Genomic DNA, 25,149 nt, shown 5'->3' with positions numbered 1-25,149 from the left:
CGATATCAATATTTTAATAAGATTAAGGAGGTTGGACTTTGTTCACACGCTTGAATGTCTTTACCAAAATTACACTGTTGTTTGTGATGCTGCTTATTCTGGTGCTGTTTCTCTATACATACTCTAACCGGGAAAGCGTGCGTGTTATCGAACACGAGATTCAGAACAATACGATGAATCATCTCTCGACATTTGCTGATTCAGTAGAATCCAATATTTACCAATTGTCATTGTATGGAATGTCTATTGGGCAAGATTCGAGTATTCAGGAATATCAACGTCCCGACTACAAGGACATTCCCTATGAACGTGTGAAAGTTGGAAGCGCCATTCTGGAGAAAATGAATCTGTACAACGCAGCAAGCAAATGGCATTCGACCATCACACTATACTTTCCAAGGATGCAAAAAGTGATATCAACGGATTATTATGCTTACATTCCGTACAGGGATGATGAATTTAAGGAGCCTCTCTCGCAGTCCTGGACCTATGCCGACAATCAGTTTATCTGGTACACTACCGATCCAACGACAGCGATGGCGAGACCTGGCAAAGCCAGATTGATTACCAAAATCAGTTTTCCAGTTCATCACTTAACTGCACTTCTTAATCAAAACAAGTTAAATAATAAAGGTGACCCGTTCATGTTCCATCCCGATTATGGATTAATCAGCAATAGTTCTGGAAAGGAGACCTTGAACGCAATCCTGCCTTCCCTGAAAGAAGCAAAACTGCAGGCCAGCGGTGGCTTCAGTACAACGTTGAACAAAACGGAATATTACGTCTCCTACATTCAATCCAAGAGCCTCGGCTGGTATTATATTGACTATGTGCCTATGCAGCAAATTTTGAAACCGATTACGAGTAGCCGGAATCTTTTTTACGCTTCAATTGCCGTTCTGATCGTGATGAGCGTTGTTGTATTATATACACTCTACCGAAGTGTGCAGCTTCCACTCTTACAGTTGGTGAAAGGGACAAATCGCTTGTCCACCGGGGACTTTTCCGTTCGGCTTCATCATTCTGCACGCAATGAGTTCAGCTTGTTATTTGCACGTTTCAACATCATGGCTCAACGAATTCAAGAATTAATCGAGAATGTATATGAGGAGAAATTAAGAAGTCGGGAAGCCACGCTCAAACAGTTGCAATCGCAGATTAATCCGCATTTTCTATATAACTGCCTGTTCTATATCAAGAACATGGCCCGAATGAAAAATGAAAAGGCCGTGGTAGCTATGGCACTGAATCTGGGAGAGTATTACCGATACATAACCAGGTCCGAAAAGGATCAAGCCACGCTTCGTGAAGAGCTGACAATGGTCAAAAATTATCTGGAAATCCAGTCACTTCGTCTGGAACGAATGCATTTTACAATCGACGTGCCCCATGATATTTTAGATAAAACAGTTCCCAGACTAACCCTCCAGCCTATTATTGAGAACGCTATTATTCATGGTCTGGAGCCCAAATCGGTAGATGGTGAGATTAAAATCTATGCGGACTGCAAGAATGATGTGTACACAATTATCGTGGAGGACAGCGGGCTTGGTATGTCTGAGAAACAGCTTGATCATCTGAGAGATAATCTTCTTAAACCGCTGGATGAGAATATGGGATGTGGTACATGGAATGTCCATCAGCGTTTATCTTTTCTGTACGGTGAAGGATCTGGACTATCTTATGATCATTCTTCAATGGGTGGGATTAAAGTTAACATCACGTGGCACGACAATACAGACAAGTAGGTGAACGACCCATGCTGCAAATATTATTAGTTGACGATGAACGTTCCGTCGTGGAAACGTTGGCAGAGACCATTCCGTGGGAAAGCTGCGGGATCGGTACAGTTCATGAAGCCTTATCTGGTGCAGTAGCGCTGGAAATTATGGACAACCACGACATTGACATTGTAATTACGGATATACGTATGCCCGAAATGTCAGGCATTGCACTGATTACAGCGATTCATGAAAAGTGGCCGCATGTGCAGACGATTCTGTTATCAGGTCACGCAGACTTTGAATATGCGAAACAGGCTATTGCGCAGGAAAGCTTTGATTACTTGCTGAAACCTGTTAGTGATGAAGATCTGATCGAATCCGTGCAACGTCTTGTTCATCGAATTAAAGAAAAGTGGGAAACAGCAGCATCACATCAAAGAGCCTTACACGCCTTTCAGGATCATCTGCCATTGCTTCAATCCACGATGCTGCATGAGTTGCTGACTGGAAAAGTCTATGATCAGAAGACGCTGGCAGACAAGCTTGATCTGCTGGAACTTCCCTACTCCTTAGGAGAGGATCTCGGCATGCTGATTATCCGTATGGAGAAACATCTATCCGATATGGCGCACGGCGACCTGGCCCTAATGGAATATGCAATATGTAATATCATTAGTGAAGTGATGCATAATCATTTTCATATCTGGCATACACGTGACGTTCACGATTACATTGTTGTTCTGGTTAGCATGAAGCATCCGCCAACGATGAGTTACAGCAGGAGCGAGACGCCTCAGACATTGCTTGAGCAGTACGCTGCCCAGATTCAAACCAATGTTCAGTTATACCTGAAAGGTGCAATCTCCATTTCCGTCTCCAGTTGGGGCAAGTTTCCCCACGAAATTGGAGAACTCTATGAGCGAACAGTTATGTCCATGCGTAAACGGATGGGTCAGGTGCAAGGTTTGTTTGTCACCGCTTCCGATGAAACGGATGCCAATCCTCTACATACGATTAGGTCGCTTTATCAGCCACCAACGTTGATTAGCCTGCTCGAAGCTGGTCGCTTTGAGGATGTGGAACAGAAAATCGAACACATTTTTGAGGAACTGCTGCATTCCAATGAACATCATGATATTGCGGAGTCAACCTTTGAGGTGTATTTTGCCATTGCGGGTGCGTTTGCGTACATCATTCATAAAAATGGCAAACAAATCTCTTCTTTGATTCCAGCAGAGTCCTATCGTTACTTTCAAGCTCCCAGCTATTCTACTGCGCAACAGCTACAGGACTGGTCCGTGCGTACACTTCATTACATACGAGATGATGCTGAACAAGAGCTTAGAGACAATCACAGCACCATTGTGCGCAGTGTCAAAAGTTTCGTCGACCTTCATCTGGCTGGAGATGTATCGCTGCCTGCAATTGCTGACCATGTGCATCTGCATCCAGTGTACTTATCCAAGGTATACAAGGCGGAGACCGGTGAAGCACTTACTGCCTATGTGTACCGGTTAAGAATGGAGAAAGCAGCCTATCATTTGCGAACATCAACCGCCAAAGTGTTTGAGATTGCAGAACTTGTCGGTTACAACAATACCGCATATTTCATTCGAGTTTTCAAGAAATTTTATGATCTTACACCGCAAGAATATCGGGAAAATCTGCCGGTTTAAGATACTCAGGCCAGACTTGACGTTCTGGTAATCTCTCCGGTTTCCCCTTCTCCATATCAAGTACAAAGAGGCATTGCCGGAGATCTTCTCCTGCAATGCCTTTTTGGTGCTTATGTGGCCGCGATGAATCAATTCAGTCAGAATGCGTCATCCTATTTTGCGCTTTTCACGGAATCATACCACTCGTTAACTTCTTTCGTAATCTGATCTCCACCTGAAGACTTCCATTTCTCAACAAATGAGTCGAACGCATCAACAGAGGTTTTGCCATATACAATTTGAGAGAAGGTGTCTTTCTCCATCTTTGTCAAAATGTCATTGTTCATCTGCATCGTCATTGAAGGTGCACCGGTAAACATTTGATTGAACACGATATCTTTTTGATCCAAAACAATCTTGGCTGCATCAAGCATAGGTACTGGTACACCTGATTTGATTTTTTTCTCAAACGGTGTAGTTGCTTCTTCACCGCTTGCCAGCTTGGCAAGTGTTGTCATACTTAGATTGGGAATACGCGCTCCATCAAAAGTCAACGTGTACTTCTCGGGAGCATAACCCCCCGTAAGACTTGCATCAGTTGATGGTTTCCCATCTACCATAACCCAATCGTATCCTTCCGCAAATCCATGCTCAAACTCATCGCCCTCTTTAGGATTCGCATAGTGATCAAAGAGATAGTTCTGATAGGTGAAAAAGGCTTCCGGATTTTTCATGTCTTTGTTAATTAGAACTACGCCATTTCCGTTTGACGTACCATGTCTTCCTGCTTGACCATTTGGACCGGAAGGAATTGGATACGCCTTGTATTCAGCCTCAGGATTGTTTTTCTTCACATCCTCCAGCGGCCAGGAGGGCATCCAGTGAGGACCAACCACAATACCTGCTTTTCCGGCAGTAAATTCTTCAGCAGCTTTTGTCTCGTCATACACGCCGGCTTCTTCCGGGATATACCCTTTGCTCATCCAGCTCTGTAATTTGGCCAAAGCCTGTTTTGCACCAGGTGTAACGGAACCGTATTCAAGTTTTCCATCTGCCGTCAGATTCCATTGGTTTGGCATTGTACCATAAGCGCCAAATACCCACCCAGCTTCAGACATCCATGTGTTCAGCCAGTTCTTGAAGCCAATGGTGAGTCCGTAAGTGTCCTGCTTCCCATTGCCATCCGGATCTTGATTCGTAAACGTTTCCAAAATGATTTCAAGATCATCTATAGTTTTAGGGGCTTCCAGATTGAATTTCTTCATCCAGTCTTCACGGATCCACATGACAGGATCACCATTATAGGAATAGTCCAGAATCGGAATACCGATCTTTTTGCCATCTTGCATGTATGGATACCATACGGAAGGATCTTCGTTTACGGCTGCTTTCCATGTGTCGCTGGCATATTTGTCAAACAACTCGCCCGCATCGACAAATTTTCCGGACTCAATCAATTCACGCACCAGATTGAATTCGCCGCGATACGAAATAATGTCTGGCATGTCTGCATTGGAAGCCAGTGACAGGCGCAGTTTTGTCTCAAATGCATTATTGGTGGATGGAGATATCCACTGGTTTTTCAACTCAATTCCGAGTTTCTCCTTAGCCCATTTGGTATGGACGTTGTTATCCTGATCCTCGCCTGACTTAAACTTCACGTCTGGACCCCATGGTCGTAAATACGTAATGGATACTGGTGGATCATACTTCCCATTTTTGAGCTCCAACGTTGTCGCTGGTGTACTTGATTCAGTTTTCTTTTCGTTCCCGTTACTACACCCACTCAAGGCTGCAGATAGGGCCAATACACCGATCATGACCAAACTGCCTACTCGTCTCTTTTTACTTGTGTCCAACTTCGTTCCCCCAGTCTATGTAATGTTGCTTACAGGTTAATCATAATGAATGATTGATATTTATGCCCATACTAATATTGCAACATTTATTGCATTAATTTAGGATATTGGATATTGAATACATAAATTGAATAAATACAATGCCTGAATATAGAAAAAAGCAGCCGCTAATGGCTGCTTCAGTCTGCTTAATTACTCGTATATTTAACCCAGTCATATTCCGCATAGAGTGGATTGGCACCGTTATAAGGACCGAGCCAGCTATCTACACCTGTTCCATTCCACAGGTTCATCATGATTTTTCCGGGTGTTTTAGGAATATTGCTGGTTGCCGTGTGCTTCAATACACCATCTACATACCATTTGATATGTCCCGGCTGCCAGTCAAATGCGTACGTATGGAAGCCTTGGGATGCATCAAAACCTAGATTGATAATCTTCTCATGATTACCAACCCCATTGGTATAATAATTAAACTGCACTTTGGTTGTGTCTTTTCCTAAAAATTCGATATCAATCTCATCCCATTGGGTGCCATGTGAAGGGCCTGTGTATGTGAAAAAAGACGAAACTACACCTGTGTTCTTGGCAGGTTTCATACTGACTTCATACAAGCCGTACCCATACGTATTTGTGGTGCGATACTCTCCGCAATCAAACTTGTTCTGTGCAGAGCTGGTCAAACCAAGCTTAAGCTTGCCGTCACTTGTAAAATTAACATTGTTAGCCCTCCACGTACAGTTAAACATGCTCCCATTGGAATACCCATCCGCTTTTTGCCACGTGCTTGCGTTAAAATAGGTTAGAGGTTCCCAGAAAACATAACCGGCGAAAGCGCTTACGGAAAAGAATAAAGAAACAATACCTGTTACCGCCAAAGTATACCAAGACTTCCTCTTCATCACACACCTCCATGAATGATTCCAACATGTACAAGCATCGCCATAATAGATAACGCTTACATGGTCGGTATGTCCATTTTATCTGGAAGCAGAGTGGTACACTATAGCAAACTTCAAAGCAGAGATATTCAATTTTTAAGATCCTCGTTATTGTATCTAATCATGTCATGTTAAGACTATGCCAGTTTCATACACGTAAGATAGATTGAATGAAGCGCCTGCCCTTCAGCATAGAAGGAATCAGGCGCTCCATGAAAACCATTTTACATATATCTCAACATGTTGGTTAATGTATTCACCCTAAAACGGTTCTATTTCGCCCCAGCTCGTACCAAAATGTCTTCAATTTCCTTAAAGCCTTTATTCTTCGCATGACTGAGTGGTGATACCCCATCATGATCAGGTATGTTCATGTCTGCTCCGTGATCAATGAGTATTTGTATCGTCTCCTGCTGCTGAGCATTGCCATCGTTAAGAATGATCGCTTCGAGTAGTGCTGTCCATCCCAATTGATTCACATGGTCCACATCCACCGAAGTTTGAGTCAGTAGTTCTTGCACTACATCCACATATCCATGCTCCGAAGCTGGAATAAGTGCTGTCCCTCCATATCGATTCGTTATCGCCGGGTCCGCTCCGGCCTCGATCGTCAGCTTCAAAATATCCAAGTATCCTTCAGCGCCAGCATACAGAAACGGGGTATTTTTCATATCGTCCTGTATATTCACATCTGCCCCCGCTTCAATTAACACTTTAGCCGATGTTAGATCATTATTGTAGGTTGCAATCATTGTAGCCGTTTGTCCACTCTGATCTTGAGCATTGATATTGGCGCCTGCTTGAATCCATTGTTGGATGCGATTAATATCGCTGTCCTCTACTGCCTTGAACAGCTGTACATCTGCTGAAGTCATGGCCTTTCCCTCCACGTTGGAGTCGTTTTTCATTTCAGGCACGCAGCCTTGGACGATCAACATACTGCTTATCAGGACAACGATGATCAGCGATTTACTCATACTGCCTCCTTTACTCCAGTGTCAAGGTGACCGAAGAAGCCATACTCCAAGCCCCCACTGGGTTTATTGTATACGCAGTACCCGGAGTCAACTTCCCATCATTTGTTAGGTCGAATATACCCGTCGCGCCTTTTCGACTTGAATATTTATAAGTGGCCGTCAGAACATCCCCGCTAGGTGAAGTTAACGTTACACTTCGACCAGAGAACAGTTCATCCCCAGGATCCTGGTCAAGCGTAACTTCAATGGAGGTTTCGCTCACTGATTGAGCACTTGCAACCACAAGTGCATCAAACGATTTCGCCGTAAATGAAGCATTTTCGATGTTGGCCCAATCCGAAGTAACCGTATATGTGACACCTGATTTCAGCGTTTGTCCTTCAGGCAAACGGAACTTCGGTTCTTGTTTGCCATCTGTAGATTGCGTGAACGGAACATATCTGGCAACGATAGGCTCGCCACCTTCTGGCGTAATTACAACTTGTCTTGCCTGCATGGAGGAGATAACTTGATATGTTTTGCCTCCTGCTTGCTCTTGATCATTTAGGACAAATGCATTAGCTCCTCGACCCCCGCTGTAAGCCGAAATGATGTAACCATAATCCACGACACCGTTCACTTGCAGTGATTCAATCTCGAATGTATCATTCGTTACTTGACTAGCCGTTGTCATGTTTATTTTCGTGGCACTGCCTTCAAAGGAACCAGCGTCTTGAGCTTTGTAAGTCAGGTTGTACACTTCACCAGCATCTTGTACGGACGTTGGAACGATGTAAGTCGCAATTGACCCTGTTTTCAAGCGGGGCATATTAGTTAACGTCAGCCCACCACTAAACGCAAAGTCAGTTTGTGCCTTGGCAAAAGCTTCATTCGCTGCTGTCAACGGCTTGTCCAATGTGACGATTAACGTAATGGCATTCAATGATCTAACGCTCTTGATTTGAGCTTGCTCCGAAGGAATAGCTTGGTGTGCCGTTTGCAACAACACCGCTGTTTCGCCACGCGTTGCTGAACCGTTCTCGGAGTAAAACTCGCTCATCCAATGGTGAACGGACTTTACATCACGTTGCATCACTTTGGATACGACCTGTTCGAGTTCAGCATCCGACACTTGAGTCTGCGGATTGAATTGTCCATCGTTAACCTGCATGATGCCAAGTTCAACGAGCTTTGATGCATAAGGTGCATACCACGCGTTCGGATTCACGTCCGTCAATTCTACGATTTCTCCTGTCTTGCTCTCCAAATTAAACGTTTTGAAAATCAATGAAGCTAGTTCAGCACGGGTAATCGCTCTATGTTCACCCATGGATTGATCTGCATATCCGTTCATGATCCCCAAGCTATTCAGATCCTTGATAGCAGCTTCAATCTGTTGTTGGGTAAGCTGTGTGGTTGTTGCCGCAATGTTAGCAACGTATGTAGCTGCATGTACTTGATTCGCAGTTAACGGGAACACTGCTGTACCTAATGCAGTTATGGTTAGAAATGTAGCGATTTTGCGGGTTGTAGAATTCATGGTTGAATTCCTCCTCTATAGGTTGTAGTTGCCTGTATCTATAGAATAGAGGACAAAAAGAAACTCCCAAGGACAAAGTTATTAACAAAATATAAACTGGCTCTAAATTTTCACGAAACTTATGCAGTAAACCGGTAACCCGCGCCCCAGACGGTTTCGATATACTCCGGATTTTTGGGGTCTGTCTCCAGCTTCCCACGCAGTTTGCGAATATGGACGGTTACCGTTGCAATGTCTCCGGTGGAATCCATGCCCCAGATGCGCTCGAACAGATCGGATTTGCTGAATACACGATTGGGATGACTCGCAAGAAATACAAGTAACTCGAATTCCTTGGTTGTAATCGCCACCTCTTCTCCATTAACGAAAACGCGGCGTGATCCTTTGTCAATGTGAAGCCCACGAATGTGGATTTCATCCTGCTGGGCCGGTTTGTTTTTGCCAAGTAGTCTCTCGTATCGGGTCAAATGAGCCTTTGCCCGCGCAACCAATTCACTTGGGCTGAACGGTTTTGTAATAAAGTCATCGACTCCCAGATTGAATGTCCTGATCTTATCGATTTCTTCCTTTTTCGCTGAAACGACAAGGATGGGAACTTCCTTCACTTCGCGAATGCGCCTGCAACATTCGAAGCCGTCGAGTCCCGGAAGCATCAGATCAACAATGATCAGATTATAGTCCCCCTCCAGTGCCTGCTTCAGACCTTCATCTCCAGTATGGCAGAGATCCACGGAAAATCCGTTGAGCTCAAAATAATCACGTTCCAGTTCCGCAATCGTTGTTTCATCTTCAATGATCAAAATGTTTGCCATTACTTATTAGTCCCTCTCTTCATTCAGCCGTTTCAGCTTGATATATATGCTCGTGCCATCATTGGGCTGGCTTTCAGCCCAGATGAAGCCCCCATGTCCATCAATGATTTGGCGGGCAATTGCCAGTCCAAGTCCACTTCCGCCCGTTGAGGAATTGCGGGATTGTTCTGCACGATAGAAGCGTTCAAATATATAAGGCAGTGCCTCTTCGGGTATTCCCCTGCCATTATCTTTAAAGGCCATCGTAATCCATTTCTCATCCGCTTGAAGTGTAATCTCGAATCGTTTGTGTTCATTCTCCATGTATTTGAGTGCATTATCCACCACATTGACAACGGTACGTTTTAGCTTCTCCGGATCCACAGCAGCCATGGCGGGACCATCCACCTGGTTATTCCAATCCAGGGCAACACCTTTATCCTCCAGATCGTATCTCAGCTCTTCAATGCTATCTTCAAGGAAATCAGCGAGATCAACTGTCTCGAACAGGAAAGGCTCTTGGTTCAAGTCGAGCTTCGAATACAAAAACAGTTCATCCACCAGCTTATCCATGCTAACTGCTTTGGAGTGAATGATATTAACGTAACTCTCCATTTTCTCCGGAGTATTAGCCACGCCGTCACGAATACCCTCAATGTACCCTTTGATATTGGTAATCGGCGTACGGAGATCATGCGAAATGTTGGAGATAAGCTCTTTGCGGTTCACTTCGTCCTGCTGACGTAACGCATAAGAGCGCTGTAATTGATTCCGCATGCTCTCAAACGCTTCGCTGAGTTGACCAACCTCGTCATTGGAGTTTAGCTGAAGTTTAAAGGATAGATTGCCATCCTTAATATGTTCGGCTGAACTTCGTAGTTGATTCAAGGGTTTAATGAAGCTGCGAGTGATCCAGCGGAACAAGAGCAGATTTGCAATGATGAGGACGCCAATAAGCAGGAATGACATCACAGGCAGCAACTTGCGAGTAAGCTCCGCAAAGGGGCTTCTCTCACGAATGACAAAGATACTCCCCCGTTCCCCATCTGAATATTGAAAATCAAATTTTGCATACGCATAAAATCGCTCACCAATATTGAAGGTGCTCCGAATCTGATAATTGTTAAGATCATAGGCAGGCAGTGCTTGCTTCAGTTCCGGCTGGTTGAAGGTCAGTGATTCGAAGATCTGACTATTCTCCCGTCTGATGTAGAGCCCTGACTTCTCAGCTCGAAGCTTCATATCATATTCACGCAGCAAAACCTTGTTCTGCAGGTCATCCGGGTCATTTTTGGCCAGAAACTTCATCTCTTGAAAGATCGATTCTCCCTGCTCAGTCAGGGGGTTGATCTGATAATGTACCTTGTAAATATCACGGAAACTCTGTAGATCCCCTGTAGCCGCAATCGTATACAGACTTGCCGTAAGCAGGATGAACAGTAGACTTATAACAAGCATGCCCGTGAAGGACAGCAGCATTTTTATTCGAATTGACATGGGTTCCCCTTCTCAAACAAGCAATTGGATTAGTTAGTGCACATGTTAACACAAGATGGATTCTATTGCCCATATGGAACGCTTTTTTTTATTTAGCCGAAAGCAACCTTTTCATTATATATGTTGACAGTGATAATCGTTATCAATAATGTTGGAGTAAGGTGCACAACGATTTATCTTAGAATGACCGGCAAACACTTTTGAAATGAGGTACGTAATGTGAAAGTAGACGTTAATCAGTTAGCAGCGCATTTTGCACACATTCCTTTTCAAGTCGAAGGAGTATATCGATATGCTAGAAATCCAGGGGTTCCCCAGGCTGACTATACCGATTCTTTTCCTGGATTTGTATTTCCTCTTACAGGAAAAATACAATTTCAATTTGATGGTACGCCCTATATCTTTTCACCAGGAAAAGTTGTACATGGGGGCGCGAAAATGAAACTGGATCAAACCGTGTTTCATAGAACGGACTGGGAATACATCCTCGTTTTATACCGGATATGTAGTTCGGACCTCGAAGAGACAAGTTTTTCCCATCAGCATTTTGAATTATCAACGGGTCAGTCCCCACGTCTGATCGAATTAATCACGCGTCTTTGGCATGTTTATAATCAGCACGGAGGTATTTCAAAGTTTCAGACCGAGATGCTGTTTCGCGATGTACTGAACGAGACCTTAATATGTGTTGATCATAGGCAAAACAGTTGTGAAACAGATGTTTTATTCAAACGGGTCTCTACCTATATCCAAGAATACTATGATCAAAGTCTGACTGTCGCATCGCTTGCAGAACAAAATAATGTTAATCGAAATCGACTTTCCTATGTGTTTAGAAGACATGCAGGTATGGGTCCAGCAGAATATGTATTGAAATATCGTATAAACATGGCACAGCAAATGTTATTGGCAAGTGATGTGTCGGTACAACAGATTGCTGAGACCGTTGGCATTGCTGACCCCTTTTATTTTAGCAGAGTGTTTAAGAAACAATGTGGTATTTCTCCTACGGAGTATCGTCTGAAGTTCATCAATAATCCATCCTGATTTCAATAGGCATCCATGTTATACCAAAGCTTAGATCAGTATACTGAACATATAGGATTAATACACAGGAGGAATGACGATGCACTATCAAGCTATTCAATTAAATGAGGAATTTTCGAAATTAAACGATCTTTGGTCTCCGAAACTCATTGGTGAAATGAATGACTATCAATTTAAGATCGTTAAGATTGCTGGAGATTTTGAGTGGCATGTTCATGAGGAGACCGACAAGTTATTTTTTGTGCTTGAAGGGGAAATGATAATTGATTTTCGTGATGGGCAAGTGAAGATTTCCAAGGGAGAGATGTATATTGTCCCCAAGGGAGTCGAGATCAAGCCTTCCGCCGAAAAGGAATGTCATATCATGTTGATGGAACCTGGAAGCGAAGTAAACACTGGCGGGACTAAGGCCGAATAAGCATCAGTTATTGGAACCAGGATGTCAATTTGTAATATCAGAGTCAGAGAGCCGATAACCCCGTAATAGGGTTATCGGCTCTGCGTCTGTACGGCTAGCTCTTCGTCGACATGCATTAATTGACATGCATTAATCAGCAATCTCTCGGTTATGTCACTTGTTGCTGGTCTTCCTGATCAATTCCACACCATCGTATGCCAGACTTTCCACACTTGTCGCCTTCTGCAGTATGTAATGATCAAAAAAGTTCTTTGCATAGTCTGTAACAAGATTTCGCATCTCCATAGCATCCCGTTCACCTCTGAGTTCCTCATTAACACTGGTAAACACGATGTCACAGTAATCCAAATGTGCAACACGATCAACTGAGAAATAATAGGTTCCCATGCTATTGTTAACGCCAATAATCGCATTCATATTATAGTTAGGTTCACAAAACAGTAGCAAGAAGGGTTTCTTAAGATCGCTGTCAAGAAGGCCAAACGCACCGCTATCCAAGCCAATCCCGCAGGCGAACCGGTCGTCATTCCGGCAAACCATCGCCGTGGTAGGCCCTCCATAAGAATGTCCGACTATGCCCATGCCGATGTCAAGCAGCAATCTGCCCTTAAAGATGGAATTCAGCTCTCCAGAGTCCAGTTTGTAAAGATAATCGGCTACATACCTTACATCTTCTGCCTGTGATTCACTATACTCTGTTATCTTGGAAAGGATCGGCAGTGCAAGCACGTTACGGCACATCTCAATGGCAGTTTCATCGTCAGGCCGCATCTCCATCTTACCAGCCAACGCCAGCATCTTCGGATCTTCACCAAACCCTGTAATGACATCCGAAAAATCCTTGGATACATTAAACAGGCGCCCATCTTTACGTTTATACATCGTGCTATTCTGATGGCCGATGCTTACCACAACATACCCCATGCTTGCCAAGTCTGTACAGAGCACTGTACCCCATTCTGGAGAACCGCCCCCGCCGCAAACATAGAATAACACTGGATAGCGCTTTTCCTTCCCGGAGAGAGCAAGGTCATCGTAACACTGGGTCTTGATATCTATAGAGAAAACATCCTTCAACGCAGTGACAAGTGGCTGCTCATTAAACATCTCGTAGACTTCAGGAAACATGTACGTTGATGTAGTCTTACCTTCGCTACTGTCGGACGGATAGTACACAAAAGCGGTCAGTTCTCTTTTGGAGTAATCTGATGCCGTGTACTCAAAATCCATCTGGGTTCGACCGACAGTATAGGCGCCAATTGGTTCTGGAAATACGTCATAGGTTTTCATTTTTTTCCCCCTTGAGATCGCTAACCATTTCAAAATATTTATGATCTTCAAGCAGTCCATGACCCATAAATTCAGCAAAGTACTTGCTGATCTTATGTTGCAGATTAGAGTCCTTAATATCGAATTCCCTAAAAAACAAGATTAAATTAAGCTGCATTGACTCAAACATAAAAGAAATCAGGTCGTCGTCAACATCCGGTCGAAGATATCCATCAACCCTCATTCGGCGTAAAATGTCCTTGATCATGGGGAATGACTCGCCCTTCAACACATTCACATATACTTTCAGCAAAATGTCCTCAGGAATATATGAAAATGTTTTAGTCAGTTTGATTTCCAACTCATTCAGTGGCTCGGTCACCATGCCATTAACGTTACCAAATAAGCCAGTAAGGAAATAGCTGTAAAGGGAATCTTCATTACTGTTACTGAAGTATGCAGCTCTTTTCTGGGTCACATTACGTATTAAGTGACAATAAAGGTCATCTTTGTCTTCAAAATACCGATAAAATGTTCCGGGGTGCATGGACAAACTATCCAAAACCATCTTCATAGTTATATCCTCGTAAAGATTATCAACAAAAAGATGCATAGCGCTATTCGATATTTCCTCGCGCCTTGCTTCGTCTAAACGAAAGAAAGTATTTTTTGGCATAGACTACTCCTTAATGTATAGTGTGAACTGATTCACACTATACTGATAATTCATTCACAAGTCAAGCTATCTTGTTAGTTTAATATCATTATAAAAATTTAAAACCACTGTATTCAGATTTACAAAAAGATAGCCTAACTATTTTTGGTTTTGAAAAGATTCGGGAAGAAATATGCAAGAGCCGCTGATCACTCTGATCAGCGGCTCTTTGAGATGTTTGTATTAAAATCAGTTGGTGAGGGATGAAATTCATGAATATCGGATCAGATATCTATTCAACGAGAAAGGACTTCAAGTACTTTACCACTTCCATCTTCAATAATACGTATACTGTTGTCATCGATGAGTTGAATGGTACTATCTGAATTCAAAATTTCCTGCTGGTCCGTTACCCCGTGAGCAATGGATTTGCGAATCAGACCTTTATTTTTGAATACCAAGGTGTACAGATCGTAGTCTTCCGTTTTACGATTAGTGTGTTCAATGATGACAATAAGTAGATTTTGGGGGCTCCTCTTGAAATTTATCTTAAGATCATGAGTATTCACATTCATGTCCTTGATCCCTAAGGGTATCAAACTCTTTTGTCCAGTAGAAGCATTCGTAATCTCAAGGTCTCCTTTTGCAGTGCGAATGACATAGGTGTAACCCATGTCGCTACCATAAAAAGTATCGGTATAATTGCTCAGCCCAGTCACAGTTATCTTATTCGTCTTCGTATCTCGATGAGTCACTTCCCCGTCCAAAGCAGATGCAAGAAATCTAATGGGCACATAAAGGTGACTAATATACGACACAGGTTCTGTGCCCATATCTACTTTTTGACCATCTACCTCGGCAATGCTGCTTCCCAAGTGCACAACAATATGCTTCTGACTGTTCTTCAGTACGGCTGTATTATCATCTTCCATCCCCCACACTAGGCCTGCCTTAATACCCAGTGAGAAAAAACTTCCATAAGTGACTCCATCCTTGATTAACGTCTGAACATGGTTAATACGACCGTCTGCCCACTGAATTTCCAAATCAACATATTTGGATGCTGCTTCAGATTTTTGCGCCCCCAATGGTAATAACACCGACATCACTAATGCAACGACAACTACTTTTTTCAAGTGCTTCATTCTCACAGCGATTCACCCACTTCATGTAATTTTTAATCTTACAATAGTAACGTTATGTTCCAATAAAAGTTTGATCAGCTTTAGACAGGAATTTGGTTCTTTTATAACAAAAAAAGCCGCTAAAATAGCGACTTTCATTGGTACTATGCTCTTGGCCCATGAAACGATCTTGAGGCACGAATGGTCACTAAGCCGAAATTTCCATTACAAGCCTAGATCATCAGCAAGTCCTTCAACGCCTGTGAAGATGGAATCTCCGTATCCCCAGAAGTTGTTGAAATCAATAATGTAGATTTTTTTATTTTTAACTGCGTTAATGTTTTGTACCTGCTTGTTGGCAAGCAGCTTTTCAATCGTCTGCTCAGGATCAATACCACCTGCATATCTCGAAATAATCATCACATCCGGATTAATCTCGATTAACTTCTCCAGACTGAGTGTGCCGGTTTCATTAATCAGCATATTATGCATATTGATTAATGACATTGCACTTTCAATAAACGTATCACCATTTCCGTTGTAAATGCCAATGGTTCCATCACCATTATCCGAAAATGATGCATAATTGATCGTCTCAGCGCTAGCTCGGGCCGACAAGGCATTCTCGCGTGCTTTAAGCGTCTCAATATATCCCGCTGCATTGGCTTGTACGTTGAATATCTCACCTAATTCAGTAATATCCTGATACAGACTATCTAACGATGCATCAGGAACACTGGTGCTTTGTACATATGTTTTGATCCCCATATCATTCAAGCTGCTTACTGTACCAACACCCCAGTCCGCATCCTCAAACAATCCACCACGACCAACAACCAGTTCAGGCGTAGCCCCTATTGTCACTTCCTTGCCTACATAGCCTTCAGCTAGCACAGGAATTTGTTTAAACTCGTCCGCAATATCTTCAGGTACACTACCAAACAACGCAGCTACACCTACAAGTTTGTCTGTCAAACCAAGGCGAATCATCAGCTCGGCTGCACCTTGGGTATTGGCAACTACTCGTTCAGGTGCCTTGTCAAACGTTTGATCCTTCTTCACCCATGTGCTGTTCTTTGTTGTATAGTTTAAAACGGTTACCGGGTAAGTTGTTTCGGCAGGTGCTGAAGCGTCAGCGTCGGTTTGTTTCCCATTTGTTGTTGCATTCGTGGCGCTGCTCTCCGCAGCTTGCTGTGAACTGCCATTTGCATCTTCGCTGCCACCATTGTTGCCTGAACACGCTGCGAGCACCAGAATCATTGCAGTAATCAAACAAAGAAACATCCCTTTTTTAACGGATACCAACATGTAAATAATCTCTCCCTTTTGAATTCTCTCTTGTCATTTAAACCCATATGTAAAATAACTATTGTCAGTATACAGTAAATGTCGAATCTCGTAAATGATAATTATAATCATTCTCAATTGATATGGAAATGGATATTTTCCTTGCCTTCTTTGCTTTTACTTTCGCCAAGAATAACAAAAAAGCCGATCAATTAAGGTTCAATTGATCGGCTATTCTATATAAAAGTTCAAACTACCTATTCAACTAAATGCCCTGTTATCTTACCAACCGCGGTTGGACATGCGCTCTTCTGGAGCCAATTTGGAAATTTCGATCCCTTTCATCGGGGCGCCCAAGTTTTTGGATACTTCAGCAATCAGTTTGTAATCGGTGTAATGTGTTGTAGCTTCAACGATTGCACGAGCGAATTTCTCAGGGCTATCGGATTTGAAAATACCTGATCCTACAAACACACCGTCTGCTCCCAGGTGCATCATTAATGCTGCGTCCGCCGGAGTAGCTACACCGCCTGCTGCAAAGTTAACGACAGGAAGTTTTCCATTTTCATGAACTTCGCGAAGCAACTCATAAGCTACACCCAGATTTTTGGCTTCAGCGTACAGCTCGTCCTTGGACATGTTTTGCACTTTACGGAGCTGGCTGTTAATCAGACGCATATGACGAACTGCCTCAACAATGTTGCCCGTTCCAGGCTCACCTTTTGTACGAATCATCGATGCACCCTCACCAATCCGGCGAAGAGCTTCTCCCAAATCTTTGGCTCCACATACAAATGGTACAGTAAACTCATGTTTATCGATATGGAACACTTCGTCTGCAGGAGTAAGAACTTCACTTTCATCGAGATAGTCCACACCTAGGGATTCAAGCACTTTGGCTTCTATGTAATGACCGATACGTGCCTTAGCCATAACTGGAATAGAAACAACCTTCATAACCTCTTCAACGATGGTTGGATCTGCCATACGAGCTACACCGCCAGCTGCGCGAATATCGGAAGGTACCCGTTCAAGAGCCATAACAGCTGTTGCCCCTGCCGCCTCAGCGATTTTAGCTTGCTCTGCATTCATAACGTCCATGATGACGCCACCTTTTTGCATTTCAGCCATTCCTCTTTTTACACGATCTGTACCTGTTTGCATGATTGTATTCCTCCTAAGTAACTTTTGGGTGGTTTTCAATAAAGGCATCGCTCTAATCTATGATTTAGTATAGAATGAGAATGGTCATATAAAAAGATCCAATAATTTTGATTTTTATTGTACCACTTTAATGATAACTCTGGAGGTCCTATGCAATTTCATGTAGCTTACAGTTCATATTTGAACCGAAAATATACCAAGATGAAGGCTCTCTATCATGCCATTCGTGATGCAATTCATGAAGGTAATCTTATACATGGCGAGAAATTACCCTCTACAAGAGAGTTAGCTGCGACGTATCACATTTCCAGAGGAACCGTGAATCAGGTCTATGATACGTTGACTGCGCAAGGTTACATTCATTCAGAGCATGGAAGAGGAACCTTTGTTGCTTACCAGTTGGATTTGAACAATAATGCGTCCACCGAGAAAGCTTGTACGCATCACTTATCCGCCTGGGGGAATCGTATTCAGCAGTTTGAACAGCCGTCGATTCAAAGAAATACACCAGCCAATGCTCATACACATGATTCCAGAATGAATAGCGACGAAGTGATCGACTTTAGCAAATATCAACCTGATTTCTCCAAGTTTCCTTACGATGAATGGAATAATCGATTGTATGCAGAGATAAGGCAGCGTGAGCATCACCTGAAAACAACCTCTGCCATGGTTAGTTCAACCGGGGATCCAAAATTGAGAGAAGCCATTGCTGCCTATCTTCGGAGGATGCGGGGCATTCAAGTCGATCCGGATCATATTGCAGTAACTGCAGGCTCCATGCAAGCTATAGCTTTACTCACTCAATTACTTGCAGATCCTGGGGATTATGTCGTGACAGAGAGTCCTTGTTATGTCGGGATTTCTAAAGCCATATTGGCTGCGGGTGCAAAGTTGATTGAAGCTAACCTCGATGGTCAGGGCGTTGTACCCCAAGACTGGGAAGCACGTATGTTGTTTGTCACGCCGTCACGACAATTTCCTACTGGTGAAATGCTCAGCCTGGAACGCAGACAAACCCTGCTGGACTGGGCACAGCGAAATGATGCCATGATTGTTGAGGATGATTATGATAGTGAATTCCGATATCGCGGAATGCATGTTGAACCACTGAAAACACTTGATAAAGCAGGACGCGTAATCTACCTGGGCAGCTTCACAAAAACCTTGCCTTTAGAAGTACGACTTGGTTATGTGGTTCTTCCCCCAACCTTGGCTGATACTTTTAGAAAGGCACAGGCATTATACGAGCCAAGACCTGTCAATCTGATCGAACAACGGGCATTAGCTGCATTCATGACAAGTGGTCAATATGAGCGTCACCTGCGCAGAATGAATCGATTATACAGTCGCAAATTCCATCTGTTACTCAAACTTTTGAACAAGCAACTCTCTACATGGTTTGATTGGGTGGAGAATGAAGCGGGTCTCCACGTGTTTGGCTGGTGGCGAGGTAATGTGTCCACTTATGAGGCCTTTCGGGAATCAGCTCGGTCACAAGGTGTGGTATACTCAGAAGTCAGCAGTTCAACGGCTGTTGGTATGAAGTATGGTATCTATTTATCTTTTGCACATTTGTCAGATGAACAATTACAGGAAGGCGTATCCAGATTAAAAAATGCCGTTACAACTGCATTGTGAGGTAAATCGTCTCCAAAATGTAGTACAAGAAGATCATCATTCGGAAGAGGGGCGATCGTTATGAATTGGTTAAATGAACTTTATAAAATAAATAAGCAAGAACCGGACAAGGAAATCGAACGTTCTTTGGTGAACGCCATCTTCCGAATTTATGACCGGTTCCCCCGAATCGGCCTTAGAGAACGAATCGGACAACAAGAAATGTCCCTCGATATCGCCGATGCTTATATCCATGGGCATAACGCCATGATTGAAGCTGGTGTCGGAATCGGTAAGTCTTTTGCGTACCTGATCCCAAGTCTGCTCACGAATCAAATGTCTCAGAAACCAGTCATTATAGCTACATCCTCCATTCAGCTCTCGGAACAGATACATAAAGATTTAAGGATCATTGGTAGTCGGTTGGGATTCTCAACGGTTCGATCCGTGGTGGGGAAAGGCATGGGTCAGTACGCCTGTCGAAGTAGAGCAGCGGAATGGATCAATCTTGATGATGCAAACTCCTCCGTATCTACCCTCGCACAGCGCATATTAGATTATGAAATTGATGAAAGAGCCGATATTAAAGCTGGAGTTAGTGATGCCGAATGGTCCCACGTTTCCGTGAATGATTGCAAATTTGAACGTTGTCATCATAAAACTGCATGTTTGTTTTACGATATGAGAGCGAAATTAAATGCAAAGGCTCACGAGATTGATTTTATTATCGTGAACCAGGACTTGCTCATACGGGATTTGATGAAGAAAAAAGAAGGAACCAAGAGCATCATCTCAGAACAGCCTGCTCTGATCGTCATTGATGAAGCGCATAATCTGGAAGCAAAAGTTCGGGATGCCAGAACACTTGAGTTCACTTATCGTGGAATTTGCCGCATTCTGGATACCACGGTGCAGCTTCTAACGAAGCAGTCCGGGGATAAAAGTCTCTTCTCACAATCCAATTTTATAAAAAAATGTGCCCAGCGTATATTCCAACAGGTAAATGCGGATCTGCTCCACCATGCCAAGCAGGATAACGACCGAATCAAAGTGTCGGAAATCAAAGGAATACCGTTAAACCAAGTCTTAAACGATTTAAAAGATCTCAGCCTACGCCTTTCCATTTTGACCTCTCGCCACGAACGGGAAATAGATGACGCTTTTGAAGCCATCAACGGGCTTATTACCCTCATTCGTGTCTTATCTGAAATGGAGGACAACTATCTTTTATGGGCAAGCAGTCCCCTTGGAGTACCCACAATCAGCATCTGTCCCAAAGATATAAGCCAATTTCTGAAATACGCTTTATTTAATGGCAAGGTACCTGTAATCCTAACATCAGCAACGCTGTGCCAAGGCGGGGATACGCTGGAGGAACAATATTCTTATATGACGCACTCCCTTGGTTATAAGGGAGATTTCCTAGAGCGCCAACCCTCCCCTTTTGACTACACTAACCACGCCATGATGTATATTTCGAACAAAGTTCCCTATTACCACCATGAGCAGCGCGAAAACTATCTTGAAGCAGCTTATAAGGAATTGGTTCAACTCTGTAATCTAACTCAAGGAAGAACAATCGTCCTGTTTTCAGCAAAAGAAGACATGAAGTACATTCACAAAAAGTTGATCTCAAGGGCTAATGAATACACATGGGCAGTCCATGTTCAGAAAGAGGGTTCATCACAGGACAGTGTCATCGCCGAATTCAGGAAAAGCAAAGGTGTACTGCTGGGTACCGGTGTATTCTGGGAAGGTGTGAATATCGAGGGGTCTGACCTGTCGCAGGTCATTATTTTCCGGCTGCCCTTCCCTGTTCCATCGGATCCTGTTTATGAATATAAGTCATCTGTAACGGAGAATCCGTTTATGGAGGTGTTTGTACCGGACATGCTTCTTCGGTTGCGGCAAGGAACGGGACGCTTGATTCGTAGTGAAACCGACCTTGGCATACTCAGCATACTTGACTCCCGTCTCAGCGAAGCGGCTAAAAAAAGTTACCGGGAACAGGTGCTGGACACGTTGCCGTTCAAAAAAGTGACGGAGGATTTTGCGGTTTTGGAGAAATTTGTGCAAAATAAAAGGATACAACGTACGGATTAGAAGTGGTACACCCAAACGCTATAAGACTGTTCCAATTACATGAAGCAGCCCTTCCACCTATCAAGCGGAAGGGCCAATTTCGATGCTGGTAGTAAGATTTATGCTACAATATATTCCAGATCTACGAACCCCAAAGGAGGTATTACCATGGTTGAAAGACCAAATACAGATGAATATGCAGCTTATTATGACGGGTATATCCGGCTTGTTCCTGAAGGAAACATCATTGAAATGTTGGAGCAGCAGGCCCACATCGTACAAAATTTGCTTTCTTCATTAACAGAAGAGCAAGCAAATTATCGTTACGCCGAAGGCAAATGGAGTGTGAAAGAGGTCATCGGACACCTTTTGGATAATGAACGCATCATGAGCAGCCGATTGCTTCGCATCGCCAGAGGTGACCAAGCGAATCATCCCGGCTACGATCAGGACGTGCTTATGCAGACCCACCCTTTCGATTCGTATAACCTGGCCGATTTGAGCGAAGAATATGCCGTCACACGTCGCTCAACCATTCTTATGCTTCGTCGCCTCACCCCGGAAGCATGGCTCTGTAGAGGGATCGTGAGTGATAATCCTGCTTCAGCTCGATCGATTGCATTTGTTATGGCAGGACATGAGCTCCACCATTGTTCAGTACTTCGCGATCGTTATTCGTTGGATTTGAAATTATAAAATTCATTCAAAAAGACTTTGAACCTGCATTCGCTGTAGGAACAAAGTCTTTTCTCATCAGTCGTTTTATCGTTCAAATTATCGTTCAAAATGAATCAGATGTGCGTCCTCTCGCAAAGATAACGTGGAATACTCATGTAGAATCGGAATGTCCCCATTGAATTCAATGGGTAGGACCACATAGCTGGATTGAAAGTAATCCGACCCGTTCCAGCGATCTGCAAAATACAGGTACTCCTCAGCGGATCGTTTCAGCACAAACGCTGGTTGCGTTTGAAACGTCGTTTCATCGCCAAAATCGCTTAGCATCCCCCACGAACCATCCATCGTATCAGCCATCGCGTATTTCCCTTGATTGGGAGCCCAGCCCGTGCAAAATGAGGTCACCATATAATACTTCCCTTTTCGTTTGAAGACAGCTGGTGCCTCCCGATATTCCCCTTGCCACAGCTTTCCGACAAGACTTTCGACATTAAGGTAATCCTCCTGCAGACGATAGATGTGCAGGTCCGCATTGTCTCTGGCAGCCGAAATAAAATATGCCTTCCCGTCATCGTCCTGAAAGAGTGTGCAGTCACGCGACATATACCCGTAGGGATTAAAGCTGCCATGATACACGAAATGACTATCCGGAGAATCCGATGTGGCAATGGCGCATGCGGCATCGTTGTAATTGTTACCATTCTCATAGTGAGCCCAGAGTACAAACTTTTTGGTCACCGCGTTGAACAGCACTTTAGGTCGTTCGAGATTTACCTTTCCACCTTTGTCGTTCACTAATGACAGATTTGTCCGAACTCGAATGGGTGCAGCTGGCGTAGAGGTGGTCAAAATATGATTTCGAAACTCCCAGTTGAATAGATCTTTGGAACGGTAACAACTCACATATATATCGTCTCTCCGATCTTCGCCATACCAGTAATAATAGTCGTCATGGAATAACATATGTCCACCATGAGCATGGATTGGATTACCGCTTGAATCATTCCAGATGCCACCATTGGTTAATTGATTATTCACACCGTTACCTCTCTTCTTTTAGGAACATCGTTAATTGGTCTCCGATCCAAATACCTTCACTTCCCAAAGTCTTGGCGTGTACCAATTGTTAGGGTTGTTATGAAGTGCCGCATTTTGCATATTAATTCGTACATATCTGGCAGCAGTGCTTGATATAGTATCTGATGTGAAACCGTAAGATGTATTATTGGTTCGATCCAAAGCCACGGTCCAGTTTACATTATCCGTACTGGTCTCGATTTTGTATTTATAAAAACCTTCGGAGCCTTTTTGCATCCACCAGGAGATTTGCACATTATTCAATTGTTGAACAGAGCCGAGGTCGACTTTCCACCAATGTGGCCAGGAACTGCCTGTGCCGACCCATTCGGTTTGGTAGTTACCATCATTAGCATAATTTTCCGGGTTCGTTCCAGTAGCCGTTTGGGCTGTTGCCGGTTTACCTTGTGACAGCAGTTTTCCATTCTGAACGGGAACGACAACATCATCACTTGTGTTGTACAGGACTTGATCAAAATAATCATAAAATGCGTAACCATCGGAGAACCAAACGGGAAGCAGTCGTTCCTCCGTTGTTCCATTTTGCGTGCCTGCCCAGCCAAACATCCAGCGATATGCAACCATAACCACGTTGTTACCCGTATCTGGCTTCACCCGCATGACGGAACCCGACTGCGCCGAGAAGGTTGACGTGTTACCAATCGTCCGTAATTCAGACCAATCTCCGTCTATGCTTGTTGCTGAAGAATACAAGGGTATGCTCGGATACCAGCCTGCCGCTTGGGAAGAGAACAAATAATAAATGCCATCTTTTTTGATCATCTTGGGCAGTTCCCTGTGTTGACTTTGATAAATAACAGAAACTTGATGATCCACATCCAGCCAATCAGAAGTCAATTTATACAAAATCGTGTCCGAATTATTATTGGCCGTAGAGATCAGATACGCCGAATCATCATCATCTTTGAAAATGGAGATATCCCGGGATTGGTTCCCTTCCGGCCGAAAGCTTTTGTGAAATGTAAAGTCTTCTCCAGGCGTGGCTGAAGCCACCGATACTCTGGCAAGCGTGTAGTCTGTACTGTTTTCATAGTGAGCCCAAAAAACAAACTTGTTCGTTGGCGCATGGTAGAGGATATTGATCCCCTCAAATTTTGAATTCGCCAGATCTGGATGATCCGTGTAGGACAGGACCACTTTGTCGTTACCGTATGTGATGTCATCCGTTGATGTCTGTTGAATCATTTCGCCAAAACCGCCTGATGACTTTTGCACGAAATTAAATCTGTAGTAGGTGCCTCCAACTTTAAGTTCATTCGGGAGCATAAGCGTTGATTGCGTTGTGTTATCAAAAGTCGTGAGGTTCTCTGGAAGGCTGTATGGGATATATTCTGTTGAGACAGCGGAGGTAATTAAGGAAGTTCCGGCATATGCCTTTACTTGGTATTTGTACGTGCTACCTATGTTGAGGTCATAATCGTCCGTCGTTATACCGGTTAGGGTCTGTAATAACGTATAAGGCAAATTGTTCTCAGATCTGTACAACTCGTATGCTGTAGCTCCCGTTACAGGTGCCCAATGGATTTTGGCGTTGGATACTTCGGATTCGTTCTTCAATACAAACAGTGTTGCAGCGATCTTGGTCTCTTCACCAGCAGCGTGAATAGTTTGAGCTGAGGACGATAAATGAACTGTTAACAACATCAATGCAATGACGATAGCCATCCACGATTTACCTTTGATCATGTCTCATCATCTCCTTTTTTAGAAGACCAACCTTCCTGTTGCCGGAAGGCTGGTTCAG

The 25,149-nt window shown here is 43.6% G+C and carries 20 protein-coding genes; 7 read left to right on the top strand and 13 right to left on the bottom strand.

Annotation, left to right across the window (positions count from 1 at the left end; all coding sequences use genetic code 11):
• The first annotated feature begins 38 nt into the window (after nucleotides 1-38).
• Nucleotides 39-1,748, top strand: a complete 1,710-nt coding sequence (locus tag ACE04G_RS26955) for a sensor histidine kinase (RefSeq protein WP_405117551.1) — start codon at nucleotides 39-41, stop codon at nucleotides 1,746-1,748.
• 11 nt (nucleotides 1,749-1,759) lie between these two features.
• Nucleotides 1,760-3,400: a response regulator transcription factor gene (locus tag ACE04G_RS26950; RefSeq protein WP_449004788.1), complete on the top strand. Its 1,641-nt coding sequence runs from the start codon at nucleotides 1,760-1,762 to the stop codon at nucleotides 3,398-3,400.
• A 152-nt stretch (nucleotides 3,401-3,552) separates the two neighbouring features.
• Here ACE04G_RS26950 and ACE04G_RS26945 read toward each other — a convergent pair whose 3' ends face one another.
• The 6 genes from ACE04G_RS26945 to ACE04G_RS26920 all read right to left on the bottom strand — a co-directional run bounded on the left by ACE04G_RS26945 (nucleotide 3,553) and on the right by ACE04G_RS26920 (nucleotide 10,963).
• Nucleotides 3,553-5,238: an extracellular solute-binding protein gene (locus ACE04G_RS26945; protein WP_449004787.1), complete on the bottom strand. Its 1,686-nt coding sequence runs from the start codon at nucleotides 5,236-5,238 to the stop codon at nucleotides 3,553-3,555.
• Nucleotides 5,239-5,426: 188 nt separating this feature from the next.
• On the bottom strand, nucleotides 5,427-6,140 hold the full coding sequence (bglS, locus tag ACE04G_RS26940) for a beta-glucanase (RefSeq protein WP_336757960.1): 714 nt from the start codon (nucleotides 6,138-6,140) through the stop codon (nucleotides 5,427-5,429).
• 311 nt (nucleotides 6,141-6,451) lie between these two features.
• Entirely contained in the window at nucleotides 6,452-7,156 is a 705-nt protein-coding gene (locus tag ACE04G_RS26935) for an ankyrin repeat domain-containing protein (protein ID WP_336757959.1), read from the bottom strand.
• Between the two features lie 10 nt (nucleotides 7,157-7,166).
• Complete coding sequence (locus ACE04G_RS26930) at nucleotides 7,167-8,675, bottom strand: S-layer homology domain-containing protein (protein ID WP_449004786.1); 1,509 nt, start codon at nucleotides 8,673-8,675, stop codon at nucleotides 7,167-7,169.
• Nucleotides 8,676-8,794: 119 nt separating this feature from the next.
• Entirely contained in the window at nucleotides 8,795-9,487 is a 693-nt protein-coding gene (locus tag ACE04G_RS26925; protein WP_145325518.1) for a response regulator transcription factor, read from the bottom strand.
• Between the two features lie 6 nt (nucleotides 9,488-9,493).
• A complete protein-coding gene (locus ACE04G_RS26920; protein WP_221821197.1) occupies nucleotides 9,494-10,963 on the bottom strand; it encodes a sensor histidine kinase in 1,470 nt (489 codons plus the stop codon).
• Nucleotides 10,964-11,182: 219 nt separating this feature from the next.
• Here ACE04G_RS26920 and ACE04G_RS26915 point away from each other — a divergent pair, with 219 nt between their 5' ends.
• Both ACE04G_RS26915 and ACE04G_RS26910 read left to right on the top strand, forming a co-directional pair.
• Nucleotides 11,183-12,010 (top strand): helix-turn-helix transcriptional regulator, encoded by an 828-nt coding sequence (locus ACE04G_RS26915; RefSeq protein ID WP_221821196.1) that lies wholly within the window; start codon nucleotides 11,183-11,185, stop codon nucleotides 12,008-12,010.
• Nucleotides 12,011-12,089: 79 nt separating this feature from the next.
• Entirely contained in the window at nucleotides 12,090-12,428 is a 339-nt protein-coding gene (locus ACE04G_RS26910) for a cupin domain-containing protein (protein ID WP_047843047.1), read from the top strand.
• Nucleotides 12,429-12,581: 153 nt separating this feature from the next.
• Here ACE04G_RS26910 and ACE04G_RS26905 read toward each other — a convergent pair whose 3' ends face one another.
• The 5 genes from ACE04G_RS26905 to pdxS all read right to left on the bottom strand — a co-directional run bounded on the left by ACE04G_RS26905 (nucleotide 12,582) and on the right by pdxS (nucleotide 17,930).
• Nucleotides 12,582-13,718 carry an alpha/beta hydrolase gene (locus ACE04G_RS26905; RefSeq protein ID WP_221821195.1) on the bottom strand — a complete coding sequence of 379 codons (1,137 nt, stop codon included), beginning with the start codon at nucleotides 13,716-13,718 and terminating at the stop codon, nucleotides 12,582-12,584.
• Nucleotides 13,705-14,373 carry a TetR/AcrR family transcriptional regulator gene (locus ACE04G_RS26900; protein WP_221821194.1) on the bottom strand — a complete coding sequence of 223 codons (669 nt, stop codon included), beginning with the start codon at nucleotides 14,371-14,373 and terminating at the stop codon, nucleotides 13,705-13,707. The genes ACE04G_RS26905 and ACE04G_RS26900 overlap by 14 nt, the downstream gene beginning before the upstream one ends.
• Nucleotides 14,374-14,648: 275 nt before the next feature.
• Nucleotides 14,649-15,497: a stalk domain-containing protein gene (locus tag ACE04G_RS26895; RefSeq protein ID WP_253508591.1), complete on the bottom strand. Its 849-nt coding sequence runs from the start codon at nucleotides 15,495-15,497 to the stop codon at nucleotides 14,649-14,651.
• A 204-nt stretch (nucleotides 15,498-15,701) separates the two neighbouring features.
• Nucleotides 15,702-16,784, bottom strand: a complete 1,083-nt coding sequence (locus ACE04G_RS26890; protein ID WP_449004785.1) for an ABC transporter substrate-binding protein — start codon at nucleotides 16,782-16,784, stop codon at nucleotides 15,702-15,704.
• A 261-nt stretch (nucleotides 16,785-17,045) separates the two neighbouring features.
• Nucleotides 17,046-17,930, bottom strand: a complete 885-nt coding sequence (pdxS, locus tag ACE04G_RS26885; protein WP_200869424.1) for a pyridoxal 5'-phosphate synthase lyase subunit PdxS — start codon at nucleotides 17,928-17,930, stop codon at nucleotides 17,046-17,048.
• Nucleotides 17,931-18,077: 147 nt separating this feature from the next.
• Here pdxS and pdxR point away from each other — a divergent pair, with 147 nt between their 5' ends.
• The 3 genes from pdxR to ACE04G_RS26870 all read left to right on the top strand — a co-directional run bounded on the left by pdxR (nucleotide 18,078) and on the right by ACE04G_RS26870 (nucleotide 22,325).
• Nucleotides 18,078-19,568, top strand: coding sequence for a MocR-like pyridoxine biosynthesis transcription factor PdxR (gene pdxR / locus ACE04G_RS26880; protein WP_449004784.1), 1,491 nt, complete (start codon nucleotides 18,078-18,080; stop codon nucleotides 19,566-19,568).
• A 60-nt stretch (nucleotides 19,569-19,628) separates the two neighbouring features.
• Nucleotides 19,629-21,650: an ATP-dependent DNA helicase gene (locus tag ACE04G_RS26875; RefSeq protein ID WP_221821189.1), complete on the top strand. Its 2,022-nt coding sequence runs from the start codon at nucleotides 19,629-19,631 to the stop codon at nucleotides 21,648-21,650.
• A 147-nt stretch (nucleotides 21,651-21,797) separates the two neighbouring features.
• Nucleotides 21,798-22,325: a DinB family protein gene (locus tag ACE04G_RS26870; RefSeq protein WP_221821188.1), complete on the top strand. Its 528-nt coding sequence runs from the start codon at nucleotides 21,798-21,800 to the stop codon at nucleotides 22,323-22,325.
• Between the two features lie 78 nt (nucleotides 22,326-22,403).
• Here ACE04G_RS26870 and ACE04G_RS26865 read toward each other — a convergent pair whose 3' ends face one another.
• Nucleotides 22,404-23,345 (bottom strand): family 43 glycosylhydrolase, encoded by a 942-nt coding sequence (locus ACE04G_RS26865; RefSeq protein ID WP_449004783.1) that lies wholly within the window; start codon nucleotides 23,343-23,345, stop codon nucleotides 22,404-22,406.
• A 30-nt stretch (nucleotides 23,346-23,375) separates the two neighbouring features.
• Nucleotides 23,376-25,091 carry a discoidin domain-containing protein gene (locus tag ACE04G_RS26860; RefSeq protein ID WP_449004782.1) on the bottom strand — a complete coding sequence of 572 codons (1,716 nt, stop codon included), beginning with the start codon at nucleotides 25,089-25,091 and terminating at the stop codon, nucleotides 23,376-23,378.
• Nucleotides 25,092-25,149 lie beyond the last annotated feature (58 nt).

It is taken from the genome of Paenibacillus sp. AGC31 (assembly GCF_057334655.1).
This window is presented reverse-complemented; position numbering and strand designations above follow the sequence as displayed.